This is a genomic window from Desulfonatronum thiosulfatophilum (genome assembly GCF_900104215.1).
Taxonomy (GTDB): Bacteria; Desulfobacterota; Desulfovibrionia; order Desulfovibrionales; family Desulfonatronaceae; genus Desulfonatronum; species Desulfonatronum thiosulfatophilum.
The window spans coordinates 200,245-221,732 of the sequence record NZ_FMXO01000002.1; the positions used below are offsets into that span (position 1 = coordinate 200,245).

Below are 21,488 nucleotides of genomic sequence, written 5' to 3' on the forward strand. Positions count from 1 at the left end.
GCCTATTCCTCCGATGCAGTTGCCAGAGCCGAAAGTATACGGAAAAATTTGGATTGCAGGTGATAGAATGAGCAGATTTGACAATAAGACATATGAGCCGCTGGATCAGGAGGAAAAGGATCTGATGGAGTCCTTGGAGCGTGAAGGATGGCAGTCCGTTCCGGATTCGGAAAAGCAGGTAAACGCCGCGCGTTTGGCCGCCAGAAACACGTTGAGAAAAGACAAACGCATCAACCTGCGCCTTTCGCAAAAGGATTACCACCGGATTCAGATCAGGGCCGTGGAGGAAGGCATCCCTTACCAGACCTTCATCTCCAGCTTGGTCCATAAGTACCTAGACGGAAAGCTGATCCAGAAACAGTAGCTCAATATCAGCCGAAAACTTCCTGTACCAAGCAGGAGCTTGGGTGTTACCGGTCTGTGACCGCAAGGGCTGCCGAATCATCCCTTGGACGAGCATACCAAAGTCCTGAACGATATCGCTGCCACGCTGAGAAGGTAGACTCAAATGAAGACCATGGACCGCTTTCACCTCGTCCCTCACGACCGGCTTCTGGCTTCCATGCTCGACGAACTCGAACATGAGCAAATCCTCGGCATTCCCAGAGCCTGTTTCTTCAGACCAAGCCCCGATGATCCCTTCACCATGATCCGCTACGGTCGGCGCCTGGAGACGCCTGTCGGTGCGGCCGCCGGGCCGCATACCCAGCTGGCCCGGAATCTCGTGGCCGCCTGGCTGTGCGGAGGTCGCTATCTGGAATTGAAGACAGTCCAGATCCTGGACGAGTTGACCCTGGCCAGACCGTGCATCGACATGCGCGACGAGGGGTACAACTGCGAATGGTCCCAGGAGTTGAAGCTAGAGCAATCCTTTGCCGAGTACCTGAACGGCCTGCTGCTGATCCTGACCCTGCGTCGCAGGCTGGGCTTTCCCGGCAGCGAGGACGGCCGCGATCCCGGTTTCATCATGAACATGAGCGCGGGGTATGATCTGGCCGGGATCACCAGCCCGGCCATGGTCCGCTTCCTGGACCGCATGGCCCATTGTCCCGAGGAAATCGCCGAAGCGGCCAGGAATCTCGCCCGCGTCTGCCCGGAACTCGACGAGGTGAGCCTGCCCGATGCCGTCAGCACCAGTCTGACCATCTCCACCATGCACGGCTGTCCGCCGGACGAGGTGCAGCGCATTGCCCTGCATTTCATCGAGGAACGCGGACTGCACACCACCCTGAAGCTCAACCCCACTCTTCTCGGACCGCAGCGGGTGCGCGACCTGCTCGGAGGGCTGGGCTGGGATCTGGAAGTCCCGGACACGGTTTTTGCCAATGATTTGAGCCTGGATCAGGCCCTGCCCATCGTCCGCACCCTTTCCGCCGCAGCCCGCAAGCGGGGCGTGGAGTTCAACCTCAAGCTGACCAATACCCTGCCGTGTGTGAATCGTTCGGCCTTGCCCAAAGCTGAGCAGCAGGTCTACTGTAGCGGACGGCCGCTGCACCCCTTGGCCGTGCATGTTGCCTTGCTGCTGCGCGAACATATGGATGACGCCGCAGACTGTCCGCCGCTTTCTTTCTGCGCCGGAGCCGACGCCTTCAACACCCCAGACCTGCTGGCCGCAGATCTGGGCCCGGTCACGACATGCAGCGATCTGCTCAAGCCCGGCGGATATGCCCGGCTGCGCCAGTACCTGGACGTTCTGTCAGACCGCATGTCCTCGGTCGGCGCCCGCAACCTTGAAGAGTGGCGGAAATACGCCAGGAACAACAGCCTCAGCCTTGCGGACTACGCCAAAACCACGGCCGCAAGCCGCCGCTACGCCAAGACGCGCAAGACGCATACCGACGTCAAGATCCCCCGCCCTCTGCCCCGCCGGGACTGCTTCACCGCACCCTGCATGGCCGCCTGTGCCGCGGGGCAGGATATCCCGGCCTACCTGGGGCACATGGCCGAGAACAACGCCCCAGCGGCCCTGGCCGCCATCCGGGACACGAATCCCCTGGCGCATCATCTGGGCTTGGCCTGCGACGCCCAATGCCGCAAGCGCTGCACCCGGGGCAACCTGGACGCACCGTTGCGCATCCGGGAAGCCAAGGCCGTTGCCGCCCGCCTGGGGAAGGCGGATAGAGCAAACACCCGGATCATCTCCGGAACCGCAAGCAGTCCCGAAACCAGAGCCCGTGTTGCCATACACGGCCTGGATGCGCGAACCGCAAGCTGCGCCGGAACTCTGGTCCAGGCCGGAGTGCCCGTGACTCTGCTCGTTCCGAAAAACGCCATGCATCTGGGCAAGGACACCTCCCCAGCCCAACGCGCCTTGCTCGCTGACATCGCCGATCTGGCCGCCTTGAGCAAAGATGGCGCTTCCGAGGATAATTCAACGTTTGGGAGCCTGCTGATTCACGAGCATTCCGATCAGGATCAACAGATCTTCGAACACGACTTCACCTTTGACGACCCAATGCCCTCCGGTCCCGGCAGCCTGCCGCGAGCCGTGACTCTCGGACGTCAGGCAGCAGAAGCTTATTTGAACGCACAAGGCATCACCAAGCCTCCCGCGCCGCATCGCCCCGATGCCGACTTGCCCACGCTACGCATGTCCCGACACATCCGCGACTTCGGGCCATATTCCTGTCCTGAAGCGATCACCCGCAAGGTGTCCGGCGATCAGGCCATGGCTCGTGAGGCCTCCCGCTGCCTGCGCTGCGATACCCTGTGCGAAGTCTGCGTCACGGTCTGCCCCAATCGGGCCATCATGGCCCTGCAATCCTTCCCCGGTCTCATTGCCGCGGGACAAGTCCAGCGCGCTCATGACGGCCAACCCGAGATTCTGATCACGCAAAAACGTCCCTTGACCGACTGCACTCAGATCGTGATCCTGGCCGACTTCTGCAATGCCTGCGGCAATTGCGCCGCCTTCTGCCCGTCCTCGGACGCGCCCTTCGCGGTCAAGCCCCGCATCCACCTGACCAGGGCCAGCTTCGAGGAGGAAAAAGAAGGTTACTTCCCGGTCGGTCCGGACCGGCTGGAAATTCTGCGCAACGGCATCCCCGCCAGCCTGATCAAAACCATCGATGGATTGCGCTATCAAAGCAACGCCTTGACCCTCACCCTGGACTCTGCGACTCTGTATCCGAGCATGATTGATCTGGCGGAAAACACGGAACATGCGGACCTTGAACAGGCACTTGAAGCAGGTTTGATCCACATCATGCTCATGTCCTCTTCGCTCCTTCCATTTGGCTTCATGCGTTAACTAATTTTCCGTTCGTTCAAGAACCAAGGAAAATGCAACAGCTCATCCTGGACAAGCCATGGTGGATATCGAAAAACACATTTCATATTGGAGGGATAGTTCAGAAGAAGATTTCGAGGTGCCAAGCAGCTTATCGGATCAGGAAAAATTCGACACGGCTTGTTATTTCTTCATCTGTCGTTGGAAAAGATTCTCAAAGCCCATTTCTGCCATGCCAGCGGCGACATTGCTCCAAGGGTGCATAATCTTGTTGTCTTGGCAGAATCATCTGGAATAAATTTCCAGGCGAAACACATTCAATTCTTGGCCGAAATCAATCCACTCAACATTGAAGGTCGTTATCCGGAGACATGGAGTCCGATTCCAACTCGTCACGAGGCGGTTGTACTGGTTTGAAATACTGAAGAGCTTCTCAAATGGTTGAAGAATCAACTACAAATACGGTGAAGAAATACCTGACTGAGCTGATTCGACTCGGTATACCGGTCAGCTTCGGGATCATGTTCGGTTCAAGCGCGCGCAACGATGCCCATCGATGGAGCGATATAGATCTGCTCGTCGTATCCGAAGCTTACGATTCGTCATGCAGTCGAGAAGACATCAACCTGCTCTGGCGTACCGCAGCCCGCACAGACAGTCGGATCGAACCGATTCCCGTAGGACTGCACCGCTGGGAAACGGACGACGGCAGCACCATCATTGAATCAGCCCGGCGCGAAGGTATCCGGATTAACGTAGAAGACAATGACCACCGACAATAATTCCTTTTTTCTACCACTCCATGACATTATCTGAACCATCACCCCCCACCATCCTTATCCGCGGGGCCGGAGATCTGGCGACCGGCGTCGCGCTGGTGCTCTTCAGGGCCGGGTTGAAACGTCTGCTGTTGCTGGAGCGGGAACAGCCTTTGGCCGTACGGAGGCTGGTCTCCTTCTCCGAAGCCGTTTACCTGGGCCGAGCCGAGGTCGAGGGAGTTGGGGGCATGTTGATCGATTCCATGGCTCAGGCCGAGGCTGCCTGGGCCGGAGATGAAATCCCGGTGCTCGTGGATCCGAACATGGACTGCCTCGAAGGACTCAAGCCACAGGTCGTTGTGGATGCGCTGCTGGCCAAGCGCTACACCGGCATTCATCCGGGCTTGGCTCCCCTGGTTATCGGACTAGGGCCTGGCTTTGTCGCAGGAAAAGATGTGCATTGCGTGGTGGAGACACATCGCGGCCATGGCATGGGAAATCTCATTTTCAACGGCTCTGCCCACCCTAACACCGGCATTCCCGGCGAGGTGCTGGGCAAAACCCTGGAGCGGCTGCTGCGGGCACCTGAGGCCGGAGTCTTCACAGCTTGTCGTTCCATCGGCGATTATGTCCAACAGGACGAGGTGGTGGGTCATGTGGGTTCCGAACCGGTGCGGGCCAGGACGAGCGGAGTTGTGCGGGGGTTGCTGCGATCCGGGCTCCACGTCCGCACGGGCCTCAAACTCGGAGATGTGGACCCCAGGGGTGAAACGTGGCGTTGCCGCCGCGTATCCGACAAGGCCCATGCCGTCGGGCAAGGCGTGCTCCAGGCCGTGGATGCGGTCCGCGGCGACATACAATTCGATTTGATCGACATGCAATCTCCTGCCGAACAATCAACCACCCCCATCCATCTCGGGAGAGCCGGATGAGCATCGGACAGCCCGTCAAGCGTCTGGACGCCGAAGCCAAGGTCACGGCGCGAGCGCGATATACCGAGGACATGCTGCCTCCCGGGGTGCACAGCGCCGTCTACATCCGCGGAACAGTGGCCCACGGCCGGGTCGTATCCATGGATACCCGTGCTGCCCTGGCCGTGCCCGGCGTGGAAGCCGTGTTCACTCATGCCGATGTTCCGAAGATTCTCTACGCCACAGCCGGGCATCCCTATTCCCTGGATCCGGAGCATGCCGACGTGGCCGACACGCTGCTGCTGACGGACCATGTCCGCTTTCATGGCGACGAGATCGGCGTGGTGGTGGCCCGTGACGAGCTTGCCGCGCGGCGGGCCGCCTCTCTTGTGGAGGTGGTTTACGAGGAATATCCGGTCATGACCACGCCGGAAGCGGCCATGGCCCCGGAGGCCAAGGCCATCCATCCAAACGGGAACGTGGTTCAACGCAGCGAATTTTCCGTTGGTGGAGACGCTGAAGCGATCATCGCCGGCGCGGACGTGGTTGTTGAGGGCCACTATGAGACGCCCATTACCCAGCATTGCCACATGGAACCGCTGGTGGCCCATGCCTACATGGAGGACATGGAGCGCATCACCGTGGTTTCCTCCACCCAGATCCCGCATATCTGCCGCCGCATTGTCGGACAGGCCCTGGGCATTCCCTGGAGCCGGGTGCGGATCATCAAGCCCTGCGTGGGCGGCGGATTCGGAGCCAAGCAGGACGTCGTGCTCGAACCCATGGTCGCCTTCCTTGCCTGGAAGCTGGGCCGCCCCGTGCGCATGGCCTTGACCCGCGAGGAATCCATGATCACCAGAACCCGGCACGCCTTCCGGATGCATGCCAGGATGGGCTTTTCACGGGAGGGGCGACTTCAGGCCGCGAGCCTGGACGTGGTCTCCAATACCGGGGCCTACGCCTCGCATGGACATTCCGTGGCCGCCGCCGGGGGCGGCAAGCTCTGCAGCATGTATCCCCACAGCGCCATGCACTTCCAGGCCGCCACGGTCTATACCAATCTGCCCATTGCCGGCGCCATGCGCGGCTACGGCTCTCCCCAGACCATCTTTGCCTTTGAATGCCTGATGGAAGAGGGAGCCAGGGCCTTGGACATTGACCCTCTGGATCTTCGCCTGATCAACGCGGGGCGTCCGGGAGACGTGAATCCGCTGTCGAAAAGACCCATCGAGACCCATGGTCTGGTCGAGTGCCTGCAAAAGGGGCGCGAACTGTTTCGCTGGGACGAACGCCGGGCCGCGCATAAAAACAGCTCCAGCGAAGTAGCGGACATCCGACGCGGCGTCGGCGTGGCTTGTTTCAGCTTCAATTCCGGCGTGTATCCCGTGGGAGTGGAGTTGTCCGGAGCACGGCTGACCCTGGTCCAGGACGGCTGCGTTCTCCTCCAGGTGGGAGCGACGGAAATCGGTCAGGGCGCGGACACGGTTTTTGCCCAGATGGCCGCTTCGGTGCTCGACCTGCCCATGGAAGCCATGCGCGTGGTCTCCACCCAGGATACGGACGTCGCACCCTTCGATCCCGGCGCCTTTGCCTCGCGCCAGACCTATGTCGCCGGACCGGCCGTGAAAGCCGCGGCCGAGGATCTACGCTCCAGAATCCTTGAGCACGCCGCCGAAATGACCGGTTATCCTGCCCATGCCCTGGATCTCAAGGCCGGTTTCGTCGTCGCGGTCCGGGAGCCTTCCCGAGTGTTCATGAGCCTGGAAGAACTGGCCCTGGACGCCTATTACAACAAAGACCGGGGCAGCCAGCTCACCGCGGAACGTTCCGTGAAGACCCGCACCAACGCCCCCTCCTTCGGCTGCACCTTCGTGGAAGTGGAGGTGGACGTTCCTCTCTGCCGAGTCAGGGTGACCGACATTCTGAATGTTCATGATTGCGGCGTGGTCATCAATCCGGCCACGGCCAAAGGACAGGTCCAGGGCGGCATGGCCATGGCCATCGGCTGGGCCCTGTACGAGGAACTGCTGGTTGATCCCCGCTCCGGTCAGGTACGCAACAACAACCTGCTGGACTACAAGATGCCCACCTTCCCGGACCTGCCCGACCTGGACGTGGCCTTTGTCCAAACCCTCGAACCCTCTGGCGGTTTCGGCAACAAATCCTTGGGCGAGCCACCCTTGCTCTCGCCCGGGCCGGCCATTCGCAACGCGGTTTGGGACGCCACCGGCGTCAAGGTCAACGCCATCCCGCTTACTCCTAAGGCCCTGTTCCCCCTGTTCCGCGAAGCCGGCTTGCTGCGGGATTATTGAGGAAGCAATGTTTGCCTTTGAAAGTTACCATCGCGCCCGCACCCTGACCGAGGCCCTGGATCTGCTCGCGGCAAATCCCTTTGCCAGGCCCATGGCCGGAGGAACGGACATCCTGGTCCGGCTGCGGGAGGGGCACAAGGAATACGCCGAAATCGTGGACATCCACGGACTACCGGAACTGCAAACGATCACGGAGGAAGACGGCTCGCTGCGCATCGGCTCCGGTGCGACCTTTACCAGCATCATGGCATCGCCATCCGTCGCCCGTCACGTCCCCATGCTTATTGAGGCGGCAGGCTGGGTGGCCGGGCCGCAGATCCGCAACGTGGCCACCATCGGCGGCAACATTTGCAACGGCTCCGTTTGCGCGGATTCCGCCGCCCCTTTGCTGGTCCTGAACGCCCACCTGGACCTGATCGGCCCGGAAGGCGAGCGCTTGATCCCGTTGCGCGGCTTCCACCTCGGACCGGGTCGCGTGGAACTGCGCCGGGGCGAAATCCTGCGCTCGATACGCATCAAGACCGACGAATGCCGGGATTTGGGAACGGCCTACGTCAAGTATTCCATGCGCCAGGCCATGGACATCGCCACCATCGGCTGCGGCGCGGGTGTCCGCATCCGGGACGGAGCGGTCCGGGAGCTGCGCCTTGCCTTCACCGTGGCCGCGCCCATTCCGGTACGCTGCACCACGGCCGAAACCGCCGCAACCGGCCTGCCTCTGGAGCAGGCCGTTGAGGCCGTCTGCGAAACCCTGGCCCAGGACGTCAGTCCTCGCACGTCCTGGAGGGCCGCGGGAGATTTCCGTCTGCACATCATCCGCACCCTGGCCCGACGCATGATACTGGCCGCGGCCAAGCGCACGGAGAATGCGTCATGTTGAAGATAGCCTGCACCATCAACGGACAACGCCACGAAATGTCCATCGATCCCCGAACTTCGCTCCAGGACATGCTCCGGGAACTGGGTGCGACCAGCGTCAAACACGGCTGCGGCGTGGGCGAGTGCGGGGCCTGCACTGTGCTGGTGGACGACGTGGCCGTGAATGCCTGCATCTATCTCGCGATCCGGGCGGATGGGAAACACATCAGGACAGCGGAAGGCGAGGTCAGGAACGGCGTCCTCTCCCCGGTCCAGCAGGCCTACGTGGATGCTGGCGCTGTCCAGTGCGGCTTTTGCACCCCCGGGCTGATCATGACCACTACTGCCTTTGTGGAGACGCACGGCGGCAGGGAGCTCAGCGACGAGGAGATCCGCCGCGGCCATGCCGGCAACCTCTGCCGCTGCACAGGCTACGACACCATCGTCAAGGCCGTGCGCCAAGCCCTCCAGGCCGATCCCGAAAAAACGCCTTGATCCCCGCCGCTCCGGCCGAACTCTACCTCCCCGATTCCCGGCTCGTGGCCCTTATCGGGGCCGGCGGCAAGACCAGCCTGATGGCCGCCATGGCCGCCCATGCCGTCGCTGCCGGGGAATCCGTCATCAGCACCACCACCACGAAAATCCATCCGCCGGCTCCCGATCCGCGTGGAGTTTTGCCGGGCGACATTGTTTTCTGGGACGGAACCGGAACAACCCTGCCCGATATTCTTGAACTACTCTCCCGCAAAAAACACCTGACCCTGGTCCGGGATCAAGATCCGGGAACGGGCAAGCTTCTTGGTCTTGCTCCCGAGGCCGTGGATCTTCTGGCTGCCTCCGGAATGGCGGACCGCATCTTCGTCGAGGCCGACGGCGCCCGGGGCAGAGCCCTCAAAGCCCCAGCGGAACATGAACCCGTAATTCCCGCCAAAAGCGATCTGGTCATCGGAATTATCGGCGCGGACGCCATCGGCGCACCTGTTGACGAAGAACATGTGTTTCGAAGCGAACGCCTGGCTGTCCTTTGCGGATCACGGCAGGCACAGATGGTCAACGCCCGCATTCTGGCCTGTCTGGCAGTCCATCGTCTTGGCCTTTTCAAGAATGCCCCGTCACAATTAATTCAGACGCGCCGGATCATCTTTGTGAACAAGATGGATCTGGTAAACGCCAAGGCTCGGCAGATCCTTCTTCAGGCAAGGAAGCAAGCAAAAAGCCAATCCAAAGATGTAATTCCGAGTCAGCTCTGGCTTGCTGGCTCAATCAAGGAGAAATGGATTCTTCCTGTCGATGAGTGCGTGTTTCGTGAGTATGAGGAAAGCCTCTAAGAACAAGGTATAAATTAAAAAACGACCCAAAGGCCCCGTCTTTCCTTGATGGTCGAGCTGTCGGCCTATTTCTTTGTTCCCATCAGCCCGCCCAGCACGCCGCGAAGAATCTGGCGTCCGATCTGATTGCCCATAGTGCGCATGGCGGACTTGCCCATGGTTTCAAGAGCCCCCTGACGACGCCTGGTTCCAAATAGCCAGTCCCGCATCGCACTTCCGGCTCCGCCGGAATCCTCCGCCGACGTTTCCCTTGTCCCGCCTCGTGCACCGGTTTTTGCTTCCCCTGTGCCTGTCCTAACGGCCTCTTCCGCCCGGGCCTGCAGGACCTCATAGGCGGATTCGCGGTCGATCATGGCATCGTATTTTCCAGACACGGGGCTGCGTTCTCGGATTATCCGACGCTCCTCCGGCGTAATGGCGCCGATCCGGCAACGGGGCGGAGCGATCAAGGCCCGCTCCACGGGCAGGGGAACGCCCTTGTCCTGCAGCGTGGTTACCAGGGCTTCACCCACGGCCATGGAGGTCAGGGACTGCAAAACATCCACAGCGGGATTCGGTGGAAAAGTCTGGGCCGCGATGCGAATCGCCTTCTGGTCGCGAGGCGTGAAGGCCCGCAGAGCGTGCTGGATGCGGTTGCCCAACTGTCCCAGGATTTCCTGGGGCACGTCATCCGGGTTCTGGCTGCAGAAATAGACGCCGACGCCCTTGGAGCGGATCAACCGGACCACCTGTTCCACCCGCTGGCGCAAAGCCGGAGGTGCGTCCGTGAACAGCAAGTGGGCCTCGTCAAAAAAGAAGACCATCCTGGGAAGGTCACGATCCCCCACTTCCGGCAGAGTTTCGAAAAGTTCCGAAAGCATCCAGAGCAGGAAGCTGGAATACATCCGGGGCCGCAGATACAGCTTGTCCGCGGCCAGAATGCTGATCACCCCCCGGCCGGAGAAATCCTGGCGCATGAAATCCGTCAATTCCAAAGCCGGCTCTCCAAAAAACTGATCGCCGCCCACCCCGTCCAGGCGCAGCAGGGCCCGCTGAATGGCGGCCAAAGATGCGGCATAGACCAAGCCGAACCGGGCCGAGACGCGCTGCAGATTTTCCGAGGTGAAGATCAGCAGGGAACGCAGATCCTTCAGGTCCAGGAGCAGGAGGCCTTCCTCATCGGCCAAACGGAAGACGATTTCCAGCACGCCGGCCTGGGTGTCGTTGAGCTCGAGCAGACGGCCGAGGAGCGTGGGCCCCATCTGGGAGACGGTGGTCCGCAACGGATGGCCCTGCTCGCCGAATATATCCCAGAAGATCACCGGATTTGCCTGGTTGGCGTAATCCGCGATGCCGACGTCTTCCAATCGGGTGCGGATTCGTTCATTCAACGTTCCAGGCATGGCCAATCCGGCCAGATCTCCCTTGACGTCCGCCACGAACACCGGCACCCCGAGTCGGGAAAACCCCTCGGCCAGCACCATCAGGGACACGCTCTTCCCCGTTCCCGTGGCCCCGGCGATCATTCCGTGCCGGTTGGCGTATCCCCCGTGCAGATATACCTGCGCAGACCCTTTGCCTATCAGGATATCATTCATCTTCTCCTCCAAAAAGACCTATAAAAAAAGCTCCCCGGTCAGAAAGCTATGAGACTGACTGGGTGCTTCATTCCCCGATACTCTCGAATTCGGCCCTGTACTGCACAACATCGGTCACAGCAAGGGCAAGTCTATTCGATGGCCAAGCCTGAGATCCTCTTGAGTGTCAATCAATCCGCAACTAGTCGATCAAGGTCCAGATCATATTGCGCAAGCAAATGAATGCCGTCCTCACCTCCTGCACGGCCCTGGTGGACGGCGTGGCCCTGACATCTCAAAGGCCAGCTACAGCATATACCGCTCCACCCAGTGCCGCACCAACGGATCAACCTCCTGTATTGATCATCCGTCAGTTCGCAAACGTCCTTTCTCATCAGCCCGTCCAGATTGCTTGTCTGGATGAAGGCGGCCAGGCCGGTTTTGCCAAGCTGCTCGTTGGCATAGCTTCGGGAAGCATGATTCCTTGACCTAATGCCCATGCTGGCGATAACCAAATCCACGGAATACGTTGACAGGTTGGGCCATGCATTGACTATTCTTTCCAGCTTCCAATAGTGAACCGACTTCCCTGGTGACGTCGAATTTTGATTCGTTGCGTTTTCATTTTTACGCGACAATCCCTCTTAATCCTGACTGGTTCCCACAACTGGAGCAAAACATTGGCCCAACTGGAGCACATTGAGGCAATTGAAAAAAGGCTGTGGAGCGCGGCGGACATGCTGCGGGCGAACTCCAATTACGCCAGCAACGAGTATTTTCTGCCCGTGATGGGGCTGATCTTTCTGCGGCATGCCTACAGCCGTTACCTGACGGTCAAGAACGCCATCGAGGCCCACCTGCCTACCCGCGAAGGAAGACCACGGGCGCTGACCAAGGAAGATTTCTCCCAGAAAAGCGCCATTTTCCTGCGTCCCGAAGCCCAGTTCGACACACTTGTCGCTCTGTCTGACGGGGATGACCGAGCCAAGGCCATCATCGACGCCATGGAATCCATCGAAGCCGACTACGAGAGCCTGCGCGGCGTCCTGCCCAAGAGCGAATACCAGGAGCTGAGCAATCCCGTCCTCGGCCAGCTTCTGCGCACCCTGAACCCGGAGGAGCTGAAGCGGGTCTCCGGCGACGTGTTCGGGCGGATTTACGAATACTTCCTGACCCAGTTCGCGGACCAGAAGGCCCACGACGGCGGCGAATTCTTCACCCCGGTGTCCCTGGTCTCGCTCATTGCCCATGTCATTGACCCGCAAGGCGGCAGTTTGCTCGATCCGGCCAGCGGCAGCGGCGGCATGTTCGTGCAGAGCGCCCGCATCGTGGAGGAGCAGGGGCGGAACCCGGTGGACAGGCTGACCTTTTACGGCCTGGAAAAGAACGCCACCACCATCCGTCTGGCCAAGATGAACCTGGCGGTGCACGGCCTTGAAGGCGACATCAAGCGAGCCATCACCTACTACGAGGACCCGCACGAACTGCTGGGCAAGGCCGACTACGTCATGGCCAATCCGCCCTTCAACGTGGATGAGATCGACGCGGACAAGGTCAAGACCGATCCCCGCCTGCCCTTCGGTCTGCCCGGGGTGAACAAGAAGGGCAAGGTCTCCAACGGCAACTACATCTGGATCAGCTACTTCTACAGCTACCTGAACGAGCAGGGCCGGGCCGGGTTCGTCATGTCCTCCCAGGCCTCCAGCGCCGGACGCGACGAGGCCAAGGTCCGTCAGAAGCTGGTGGAGACCGGCGACGTGGACATCATGATCGCTATTCGTTCGAACTTTTTCTATACGAGAACAGTCCCTTGTGAGTTATGGTTCCTCAACCGGTCCAAGCCTGAAGCGAATCGCGACAAGGTGCTGATGATTGACGCCCGGAACATCTACCGCAAGGTCACGCGCAAGATTTTTGATTTTTCGCCAGAGCAGGAGCGGAACCTCCTGGCCATTGTCTGGCTATACCGGAGCGAGACCGAACGCTACCTCGAGCTTGTAGCCGGATATTGCCGGCGTATGCTGGACGAAGCCGCGGCATGTTTCAACGTCGTAGTAGGGGTGACCGGCCGGTCGCCCTTACCGGATTTCACTGACGCACTGGCCACGCTGCGTGATGACGTTGCTACCAGGGCGACCGGCCGGTCGCCCCTACCTGGGGAAATGCCTGAGGAATTCGATGAGTCCATGTCCTTGTTCACGGCGGACGTGGACGCCTTCCGGCAGGCCGTCACCGAGCAGCAGGCGCTCTGGGAAGAACAGAACCCGACCAACGGAGAACTGAAAGCGGCAGTTGACCGGCTTTCCTGGCTGGCGGAAAGCAGCCGGAATCTGGTCAAGCAGATCGACATGCTGTTCAAACTGACCTCCAGGCTTGCACAATCCGAACCCTCAAACGGGCAAGCCAATCCCCCCTCTCCCCCTGGGAAAGGGGCCGGGGGTGAGAGTGCGCCCGCATGCATACGCCCCAACGACCTCCGCAAACGTATCAAGGCGCTTGACGAGGCCCGCGCCCTGGCCGTGGAACAGCTCAAGCATGTCCGCTATTTCTGGAAGCAGGCCAAATGGTTGACCGAGCGCTTCCCAAATGCGGAACTGCGCGAGATCGAAGGGCTGGTCAAGCTGGTGGACCGGGCCGAGATCGCGGCCAATGACTGGAGCCTGACCCCTGGCCGCTATGTGGGCGTGGCCCCGGAAATGGAGGAGGACGGCTTCGACTTCGAGGAAGCCCTGCGGGAAATCCATGTCGAGCTGGAGGACCTGAACACCGAAGCCGTGCGCCTCGCAGCGACGATCAAGAAGAACTTCGAGGAGCTGGGGATATGAGTATTGCCGAGCTGCTCAAGGCTGACGAGGGCAAAACCCTGGAGTTCAAGCAGGATCTTTCTTCTCCAAAAAACCTGCTCAAAACCCTGGTGGCCTTTGCCAATACCGCGGGCGGCAAGATCGTCATCGGCGTGTCGGATACGACCCGCGAGGTGGTGGGCGTGGACAACCCCCTGGATGAGGAGGAGCGGCTCTGCAATCTGATCGCGGACTCCATCAGCCCCCGCCTGGTGCCCAATATCGAGATGACCACGATTGAGGGCAAGACCCTGCTCGTGGTCGAGGTTTTTCTCAGCAACTCCCGCCCGCACTATCTTCGCTCCATTGGACCGGAAACCGGAGTCTACGTCCGGCTTGGCTCCAGCAACCGCCAGGCTGACCGCGAGCTGATCGCCGAGCTGCGCCGCTCAGTGGAGGGCGTCTCCTTCGACGCCCTGCCCATGCCGGACTTGACGCCTGCCGACCTGGATCTCGAAGCGCTGCAAGCAGCCTTTGGCACAAGCCGGAAGCTGGATGACCAGGCCCTGCTGACGCTGAAACTGCTAGCCCGCCATCAAAAACGGCTGGTGCCCACCAAAGGGGGAATTCTGCTTTTCGGCCGACAGCGGACACAGCATTTCTCCGATGCCTGGATTCAATGCGGCCGCTTCTACGGTACTGAGAAAATTGATATTTACGACCATATTGAGATCAACCTCCCCCTGCCCAGGGCCGTTGACGAGGTCTTGCTGTTTCTCAAAAAACACGCCTACCGAGGAGCTGATCTCTCCGAGGTGCGCCGCAAGGACGTCTGGAGCATTCCACTGGGGATTTTGCGCGAAGTGATCATCAATGCCCTTGTCCACAGCGACTACTCGCAACGGGGCGCTCCCATCCGGGTGGTCTTTCTGGATGACCGCATCGAAGTGGAAAGCATGGGTATTCTCCTGCCCGGCCTGACCATCCAAGAGATGAAGCAAGGCACCTCCCGGATACGCAACCCGGTCATCGCCCGCGTTTTCAAGGAACTCCACCTGATCGAACAATGGGGCACCGGCGTGCGCCGCATATTTTCGGAAGCCCGGGAAATGGGTCTGCGGGAACCCAAGATTGAAGAAATCGCCATGCGCCTGCGCTTCACCGTCTATCTGGCAGAATCACATCGCGTATCGGCAGATACACGTAAGGTGCAGACTGAAGAACATGCAGAGTCAACCACCCATCAACCGACCCAGCAACCGACCCAGCAAGTAACCCAGCAAGTAACCCAACAAGTAAAAAAGTTACTGGCCGTTTCTATTGGAGAATTAAGCAGGGCCGAACTGATGAAAGCCACTGGACTGAAAGATCGCGTAACGTTTTCCAAAAACTATCTGGACCCGGCCCTCGCAGCAGCTTTTATCGAAATGACCCAGCCTGACTCTCCGAAAAGTCCGACACAGAAATACCGACTGACCGAAAAAGGGAAACAGGTGCTGGAGGATGGGATATGAAAAATTGTAAAACAGCCTGTTTCGTTTTTTGTGCAAGAGAGGCTTGCAAATTTTCCGTAATTAAAGACCTGAACGCCGAAGCCATGCGCCTCGCCGCGACGATCAAGAAGAATTTCGAGGAGCTTGGGGTATGAGAACCAAGGTTCAAACAGTCCCGCTTGTCTCTGAAGTTTCTTTCCTTTCGGGCGGCACACCTCGGATGAGTGATTCTCGATTTTGGGGAGGCGACATACCGTGGGTATCTTCAGGAGAAATGACCGAAAGCCGCATTTCGCTTACTGAGCGCCGCGTCACAGAGGAAGGAGCGCAAAATGGTACAAAACGAGTGCCTGCGAATACAGTGTTGGTGGTTGTTCGTGGAATGTCGCTGGCCAAAGAGTTTCGCATTTCGATTACAGAACGAGATGTCACGTTCAACCAAGACATCAAGGCTCTAAGACCGTCTGAAAGAATCGACCCTTGGTTTTTGTTTTATTATCTGAAATCTCAACGGCATTCCATCCGAGATTCTGCCACGGATGCTTCGCACGGCACCAAGAAACTGGAAACCCGTGTGCTTGAGCAGTGGCCTCTTCCATTACTCGATATCCAGACTCAACGGTCCATCGCTTCCGTCCTCTCCACCTACGACAACCTCATCGAAAACAACCGCCGCCGGATTCAGTTGCTGGAGCAGGCGGCGCGGCTGCTCTACAAGGAATGGTTCGTTCACATTCGCTTTCCCGGCCACGAACACGTCAAGATTGTGGATGGCGTGCCGGATGGGTGGGAGAAGAGCACTGTTGGAGATTCGACATCGTTTTTGAGTAGAGGCATAACCCCAAAATACGACGATGATGCGCCAGGTCTCGTCATCAACCAGAAATGCATAAGAAATCGAATGGTCAACCTCGAACTTGCCCGTCGACAATCCAAGCACGTTCCCGCATTGAAATTTGTTCAATTTGGAGATGTGTTGATCAATTCTACAGGCGCTGGAACCCTTGGTCGGGTTGCTCAATTTTTACTTGAGAACAATGAATGCACGGTAGATTCACACATCACGATTATTCGCCCACAAGAGAATGTTCCCGTTCACTTTTTTGGCTTGCACATAACAGGTTTGGAACCCTACATCGCAACGCTTGGCCGGGGAGCAACAAACCAGACAGAACTTTCAAAGGACGACATCGCCGCGCTTGAAATTGTCCTGCCAACGCCTGGCTTGGCGCAAATATTCGAACGCACTGTTGCGCCGATATTTCATCAGATACGAATTTTATCGGAACAAATACAAAAGCTCGCCAAATCCCGTGATTTCCTCCTGCCCAAACTGATGAATGGGGAGGTGACGGTATGAATCAAAAAACCCTCCACAACCTCCTCGCCCTCGGCGAAGGATTCACCACCGAATTCAAGCGTTCCGGCACCTCGAATCTCGGACGGGAGATATGCGCCTTTGCCAATGCCACGGGCGGGATGATCCTGATTGGCGTTACCGATGCGGGGGAGATTGTCGGGGTTAATGATCACAATCGCCTCAAGTCTGAAGTGCAGGCCGTTGCCCGGTCTGCCGAACCGCCCATTGCAGTGGAGATCGAGAGTGTGGGCGAGGTGCTGACGGTCAGGGTGCCGGCCCAGCACGGCAAGCCTTACTCCTTTGGCGGCAAATTCTTTATCCGCGAAGGGGCGTCGTCGCAGCAGATGTCACGCTCCGAGATTCGCGAGTTTTTCTATGCGGAAGGATTGATCCATTTCGATGAAACACCCTGCGAGCGGTTTTCCCTGGCGGATGACCTGACCGATGAGGTGTGGGAGCGCTTTCGTCGCCGGGCCAGGATTCCAGCCGACATGCAGGCGCTCACGGCTCTGGAAAACCTGCATCTGGTCAAGGACGGAAAAGTGACCCATGCCGGGGCTTGGCTGCTGGCCCGGGACATCACCAAATTCAACACCAGCGCAGCGGTTGCCTGTGCTCTGTTCATGGGCACGGACAAGGTGCGGATTCTCGACCGGCGGGGTTTTTCCGAAGACATCTACTCCATGATCGACCAAGTCATGGACTGGATTTTGTCGAAGATCAATGTCGAGTACATCATCAAGCATGTGAAGCGCGAGGAACGACCGGAGCTGCCGGAAGAGGCGATGCGGGAGGCGGTGGTGAATGCTCTGGTGCATCGCGATTACCGCTCCACGGCCAGCGTGCATGTCTATCTGTTCAAGGACCGGCTGGAAATCGTCAGCCCCGGCGGCCTGCCCGCCGGAATGACCGAGGCCGATCTCGGCACAAAGAGCATCCCGCGTAATCCCTTGCTTTTTGCCATGCTGCACCGCATGGAGGCGGTGGAACACATCGGCTCCGGCATCAAGCGTATCCGCAACCTTTGCCGTGAGTACGGGGTTGCCGAACCGAAGATTGAGGTGTCGGAGCATTGGTTCACAGTGGTCTTCCCAAGACAGGAATTACCGGAAAGCGATAGACAGGCAGAATCAAGTCGAGACCAATTCACATCCCAAGAGGACCAAGTCGGGACCAAGTCGGGACCAAGTAAGGACCAAGTTAAAATTCTACGTCATTGCGAAACGGAAAGCGCAATGGGCGACTTGATGGGTGTTCTGGGCAGGACGAACAGGACCAAGTTCAGGGACCAGGTGTTGGCACCTTTGCTGGAAGCGGAATTGGTGGAAATGACTGTTCCGGATAAACCGCGCAGCAGTAAACAGCGATACCGTTTGACGGCAAAGGGACGTGAGTTTCTTGCTGTACTGGAGCAGCCGCGATGACCCCGACCCCTTACACCGAAGACACCCTGGTCCAACAAACCACGGCCGAGTTCATGGAGCAGAAACTCGGGTGGCGTTCTGTTTTTGCCCACAACAACGAAGACTTCGGACCGGACAGTCTTTTGGGGCGTGCCTCGGATCGGGATGTGGTGCTGGTCCGCACGTTGCGGGCCAAGCTGGTGGAGTTGAATCGAGGCTTGCCGGATGTTGCCTATGACGAGGCTGTGCGCCAGATCACGACCATCAGCGCGGCGCAATCGCTCCTGGCAACGAACCGGGAAAAATACAACCTGCTCCGGGACGGGGTGCAGGTGGGGTTTCGCAATGCCAGGGGCGAATTGGAACGCCAGCGGCTGCGCCTGTTCGACTTTAACGAGCCCTTGAACAACGACTTCCTTTGCGTGCGCGAGCTGTGGGTGCGCGGGGACCTGTATCGCCGCCGGGCCGATATCGTGGGCTTTGTGAACGGCCTGCCGCTGCTCTTCATGGAGTGCAAAAACGTCTACAAGGACCTGCAAACCGCCTATGAGCGCAACTACAAGGACTACCTGGACACCATCCCCCACCTGTTCCACCACAATGCCCTGATCGTGCTCGGCAACGGCATCGAGGCCAAACTGGGCTCCCTGGGCAGCCCGTGCAAATTTTTCCACGATTGGAAGCGGTTGGACGAGGGCGAGCCGGGCGTCGTGGACATGGCAACCCTGCTCATTGGCGTTTGCGCCAAGGCCAATTTCATGGACCTGGTGGAAAACTTTATTCTTTTCGATGAATCCGTCGGGCAGGCCAGGAAAATTCTGGCCCGCAACCATCAGTTCCTTGGCGTCAACCTGGCGGTGGCGGCTGTTCGCGACAGGGAGGCCAGGGATGGAAGGCTGGGGGTATTCTGGCACACCCAGGGCGCGGGCAAAAGCTACTCCATCGTCTTTTTCACCCGCAAGGTGCACCGCAAGCTGGGCGGCAACTTCACCTTCCTGGTCTTGACCGACCGAGAGGATCTGGACACGCAAATCTACAAGACCTTTGCCGGGTGCGGCGTGGTGGACAGCGACCGTGATCCGTGCCGGGCTTCCAGCGGTGATGATCTCAGACAATTGCTGGGCCGGCACAAGTCCCATATTTTTTCGTTGATCCAAAAGTTCCACAAGGATGTCGCCCCTGAAGAAGTGTATACGTTTCGCAACGACATTATCGTGATCACGGACGAGGCCCACCGGACCCAGTACGGCACCTTGGCCCTGAACATGCGCAATGCGCTGCCCAATGCCGGCTACATCGGGTTCACCGGCACGCCCCTGTTTATGGACGACGAGATCACGCGGCGCGTGTTCGGCGATTATGTCTCGACCTATGACTTTCAGCGGGCCGTGGAGGATCATGCCACGGTTCCGCTGTACTACGACGCCCGGGGAGACAAGCTGGGCGTGGCGGTCAACGATCTGAACGAACGGATCGCCGCGAAACTGGAAGAGCTGGAAATCGACGACATTGATGTAGAGCAGCGCCTGGAGCGGGAACTGAAGCGGGACTACCTCATCATCACGCATGGAGATCGGCTCAACCAGGTGGCCCGGGATTTCGTTCTCCATTATTCCTCGGCCTGGGAGTCCGGCAAGGCCATGTTCGTCTGCATTGATAAGGTCACCTGCGTCAGAATGCATAAACTGATCGGATTCTACTGGGACCAGCGCATTCGCGAGCTGGAAAAGGAACTGTCTTGCGCCGCGGACGAGCAGGACGAACAGTACCGGCTCCGTCAAATCGAATGGATGCGCCAGACGCGCACGGCCGTTGTGGTCAGTGAGGAACAGGGCGAGGTGGAGAAGTTCAGAAAGTGGGATTTGGACATCAAGCCGCACCGCCGACTGATCAAGGAGGGCATGGACCTGCCCGAGTCCATGCGCAGCCTGCCCCAGTACAGGAATATGCAACGGCTGGCCCTGGACGACGCCTTCAAGGAGCCGGAACATCCTTTCCGGATCGCCATTGTCTGCGCCATGTGGCTGACCGGCTTCGACGTGCCCTGCCTCTCCACCCTGTACCTGGACAAACCGCTCAAGGCGCACACCCTGATGCAGGCCATTGCCAGGGCCAACCGCGTTCACGAAGGCAAGAACAACGGCATGGTCGTGGACTACTGCGGCATTCTGAAGAGTCTGCGCAAGGCCCTGGCCACATTTGCCGGAAAAAGCGACGGAGCAGGCGACACGGGCGGGGAGACCAATCCGGCTAGGCCGGGCGAGGAATTGCTGGCTGACCTGGCCGAGGCCATTGCCTTTGTGCGGACATTTCTCGCTGAACGGGGAGCCTCTCTGGACGATATCATCACGAAAACAGGTTTTGACCGCAACGCGGCCATATTGGCGGCCAAGGAGACGGTCAACGAAAACGACGAGACCCGCAAGCGGTTCGAGGTCACCTGCCGGGCCGTTTTCGTGAAATTCAAGGCCTGCATCAATGAAAAAGGCGTGAACGCCCACCGGGCGGACCACGATGCGATCAATGTAATCTACAAAAGCCTCCAGCAGGACCGTGAGGAAGCGGATATCACGGACATCATCCGAAAATTGTATGAGGTGGTGGACAAGGCCATCAAGGTGCGGCCGACTCCCGCGACAGAAAACACGGAACCCTATGATATCAGCAAGATCGACTTTGACCGGCTGCGCAGGGAATTTGAACGTATTCGGGCCAAGCGGACCACTGTCCAGAACCTGAAAGCAGTCATCGAACTCCGCCTTCAGCGATTGCTCCAGCAAAATCCGCTGCGCACGGATTTCCAGAAACGCTACGAAGAAATCGTTGCCGACTACAACCGGGAAAAGGACCGGGTGACCATTGAGCAAACGTTCGAAGAGCTGATGCGGATTATTCGGGATATTGACGATGAAGGAAGCCGGGCCGTGCGCGAAGGCCTGGATGAAGAGTCGCTGGCCCTGTACGACCTGTTGCGTAAACCGGAGCTTTCCGCCCAGGATATCAAACGGATCAAGTCCGTGGCCGTGGATCTTTTGCAAACCGTCAAGAACAGGATCAGCGTGATTGAGGATTGGGAAAGCCGGGAAGCAACCAGGGACAATATCCGTTTGACAATCCGGGATTTTCTGTGGAGCGACACAACCGGCCTGCCGGCCGACCACTATTCCGAGGACGACGTGCTTGCCAGGGCCGAGGAGGTCTACCGCCACGTCTACCGCGTCTATCCGACCCTGCCCTCGCCGTACTATGGAGTGCGAGCGGCCTGAGGCCAGGATGCATCGGCACCAGCAAACCGAGGAACCGAGGAACGCCAACAGCACATCCTCGGACAATAGTCTGGACCGGATTGGCACAGGAAGCCCGGAACGCCAATGATCACTCTTCGATCAAGCAGAGGTCGATCCGTCTGCCCGTGCTTGTTGATGCTGCGTCCTGCTCCGGATGGTGGTCTATGGACGGCGTGAGCCAGGTCGATGCGTTAATGGATATGAGGGTGG

The 21,488-nt window shown here is 59.0% G+C and carries 15 protein-coding genes and 1 pseudogene; 15 read left to right on the forward strand and 1 reads right to left on the reverse strand.

Translation table 11 applies throughout. The features are described 5' to 3' along the window. Positions 1-67: 67 nt before the first annotated feature. The 9 genes and pseudogenes from BLP93_RS02395 to yqeC all read left to right on the forward strand — a co-directional run bounded on the left by BLP93_RS02395 (position 68) and on the right by yqeC (position 9,396). Positions 68-364 (forward strand): antitoxin, encoded by a 297-nt coding sequence (locus BLP93_RS02395; RefSeq protein WP_092116831.1) that lies wholly within the window; start codon positions 68-70, stop codon positions 362-364. A 144-nt stretch (positions 365-508) separates the two neighbouring features. Next, positions 509-3,250 (forward strand): hypothetical protein, encoded by a 2,742-nt coding sequence (locus BLP93_RS02400; RefSeq protein ID WP_092116833.1) that lies wholly within the window; start codon positions 509-511, stop codon positions 3,248-3,250. Between the two features lie 117 nt (positions 3,251-3,367). Next, positions 3,368-3,646 (forward strand): annotated as a pseudogene (locus tag BLP93_RS17650) (HEPN domain-containing protein); the annotation flags it as partial. A gap of 20 nt (positions 3,647-3,666) precedes the next feature. Beyond that, entirely contained in the window at positions 3,667-4,011 is a 345-nt protein-coding gene (locus BLP93_RS02410) for a nucleotidyltransferase domain-containing protein (protein ID WP_092116837.1), read from the forward strand. A 20-nt stretch (positions 4,012-4,031) separates the two neighbouring features. Next, positions 4,032-4,919, forward strand: a complete 888-nt coding sequence (yqeB, locus tag BLP93_RS02415; RefSeq protein WP_092116839.1) for a selenium-dependent molybdenum cofactor biosynthesis protein YqeB — start codon at positions 4,032-4,034, stop codon at positions 4,917-4,919. Then, complete coding sequence (xdhA, locus tag BLP93_RS02420; RefSeq protein ID WP_092116841.1) at positions 4,916-7,210, forward strand: xanthine dehydrogenase subunit XdhA; 2,295 nt, start codon at positions 4,916-4,918, stop codon at positions 7,208-7,210. Before yqeB ends, xdhA begins: the two co-directional genes overlap by 4 nt. Before the next feature lie 7 nt (positions 7,211-7,217). Further along, positions 7,218-8,090 carry a xanthine dehydrogenase FAD-binding subunit XdhB gene (xdhB, locus tag BLP93_RS02425; protein WP_092116843.1) on the forward strand — a complete coding sequence of 291 codons (873 nt, stop codon included), beginning with the start codon at positions 7,218-7,220 and terminating at the stop codon, positions 8,088-8,090. Further along, positions 8,084-8,563: a xanthine dehydrogenase subunit XdhC gene (xdhC, locus tag BLP93_RS02430; protein WP_092116845.1), complete on the forward strand. Its 480-nt coding sequence runs from the start codon at positions 8,084-8,086 to the stop codon at positions 8,561-8,563. Before xdhB ends, xdhC begins: the two co-directional genes overlap by 7 nt. After that, positions 8,560-9,396, forward strand: coding sequence for a selenium cofactor biosynthesis protein YqeC (gene yqeC / locus BLP93_RS02435; RefSeq protein WP_092116847.1), 837 nt, complete (start codon positions 8,560-8,562; stop codon positions 9,394-9,396). Before xdhC ends, yqeC begins: the two co-directional genes overlap by 4 nt. Before the next feature lie 65 nt (positions 9,397-9,461). On the opposite strand, the gene BLP93_RS02440 is transcribed toward yqeC, so the two are convergent. After that, positions 9,462-10,973, reverse strand: coding sequence for a helicase HerA-like domain-containing protein (locus BLP93_RS02440; protein WP_092116849.1), 1,512 nt, complete (start codon positions 10,971-10,973; stop codon positions 9,462-9,464). A 206-nt stretch (positions 10,974-11,179) separates the two neighbouring features. Here BLP93_RS02440 and BLP93_RS16550 point away from each other — a divergent pair, with 206 nt between their 5' ends. From BLP93_RS16550 to BLP93_RS02465, 6 genes are all read left to right on the forward strand, one after another. Beyond that, complete coding sequence (locus BLP93_RS16550) at positions 11,180-11,440, forward strand: hypothetical protein (RefSeq protein WP_139162893.1); 261 nt, start codon at positions 11,180-11,182, stop codon at positions 11,438-11,440. 192 nt (positions 11,441-11,632) lie between these two features. Next, complete coding sequence (locus tag BLP93_RS02445; RefSeq protein ID WP_092116851.1) at positions 11,633-13,777, forward strand: class I SAM-dependent DNA methyltransferase; 2,145 nt, start codon at positions 11,633-11,635, stop codon at positions 13,775-13,777. Further along, entirely contained in the window at positions 13,774-15,249 is a 1,476-nt protein-coding gene (locus tag BLP93_RS02450) for an AlbA family DNA-binding domain-containing protein (protein WP_092116852.1), read from the forward strand. Before BLP93_RS02445 ends, BLP93_RS02450 begins: the two co-directional genes overlap by 4 nt. A 130-nt stretch (positions 15,250-15,379) precedes the next feature. Then, positions 15,380-16,588, forward strand: a complete 1,209-nt coding sequence (locus tag BLP93_RS02455) for a restriction endonuclease subunit S (RefSeq protein WP_092116854.1) — start codon at positions 15,380-15,382, stop codon at positions 16,586-16,588. After that, the gene (locus BLP93_RS02460) at positions 16,585-18,012 is read left to right on the forward strand and encodes an ATP-binding protein (RefSeq protein ID WP_092116856.1); all 1,428 of its coding nucleotides are present in this window, start codon (positions 16,585-16,587) and stop codon (positions 18,010-18,012) included. Before BLP93_RS02455 ends, BLP93_RS02460 begins: the two co-directional genes overlap by 4 nt. Then, complete coding sequence (locus BLP93_RS02465; RefSeq protein ID WP_092116858.1) at positions 18,009-21,257, forward strand: type I restriction endonuclease subunit R; 3,249 nt, start codon at positions 18,009-18,011, stop codon at positions 21,255-21,257. Before BLP93_RS02460 ends, BLP93_RS02465 begins: the two co-directional genes overlap by 4 nt. Positions 21,258-21,488 lie beyond the last annotated feature (231 nt).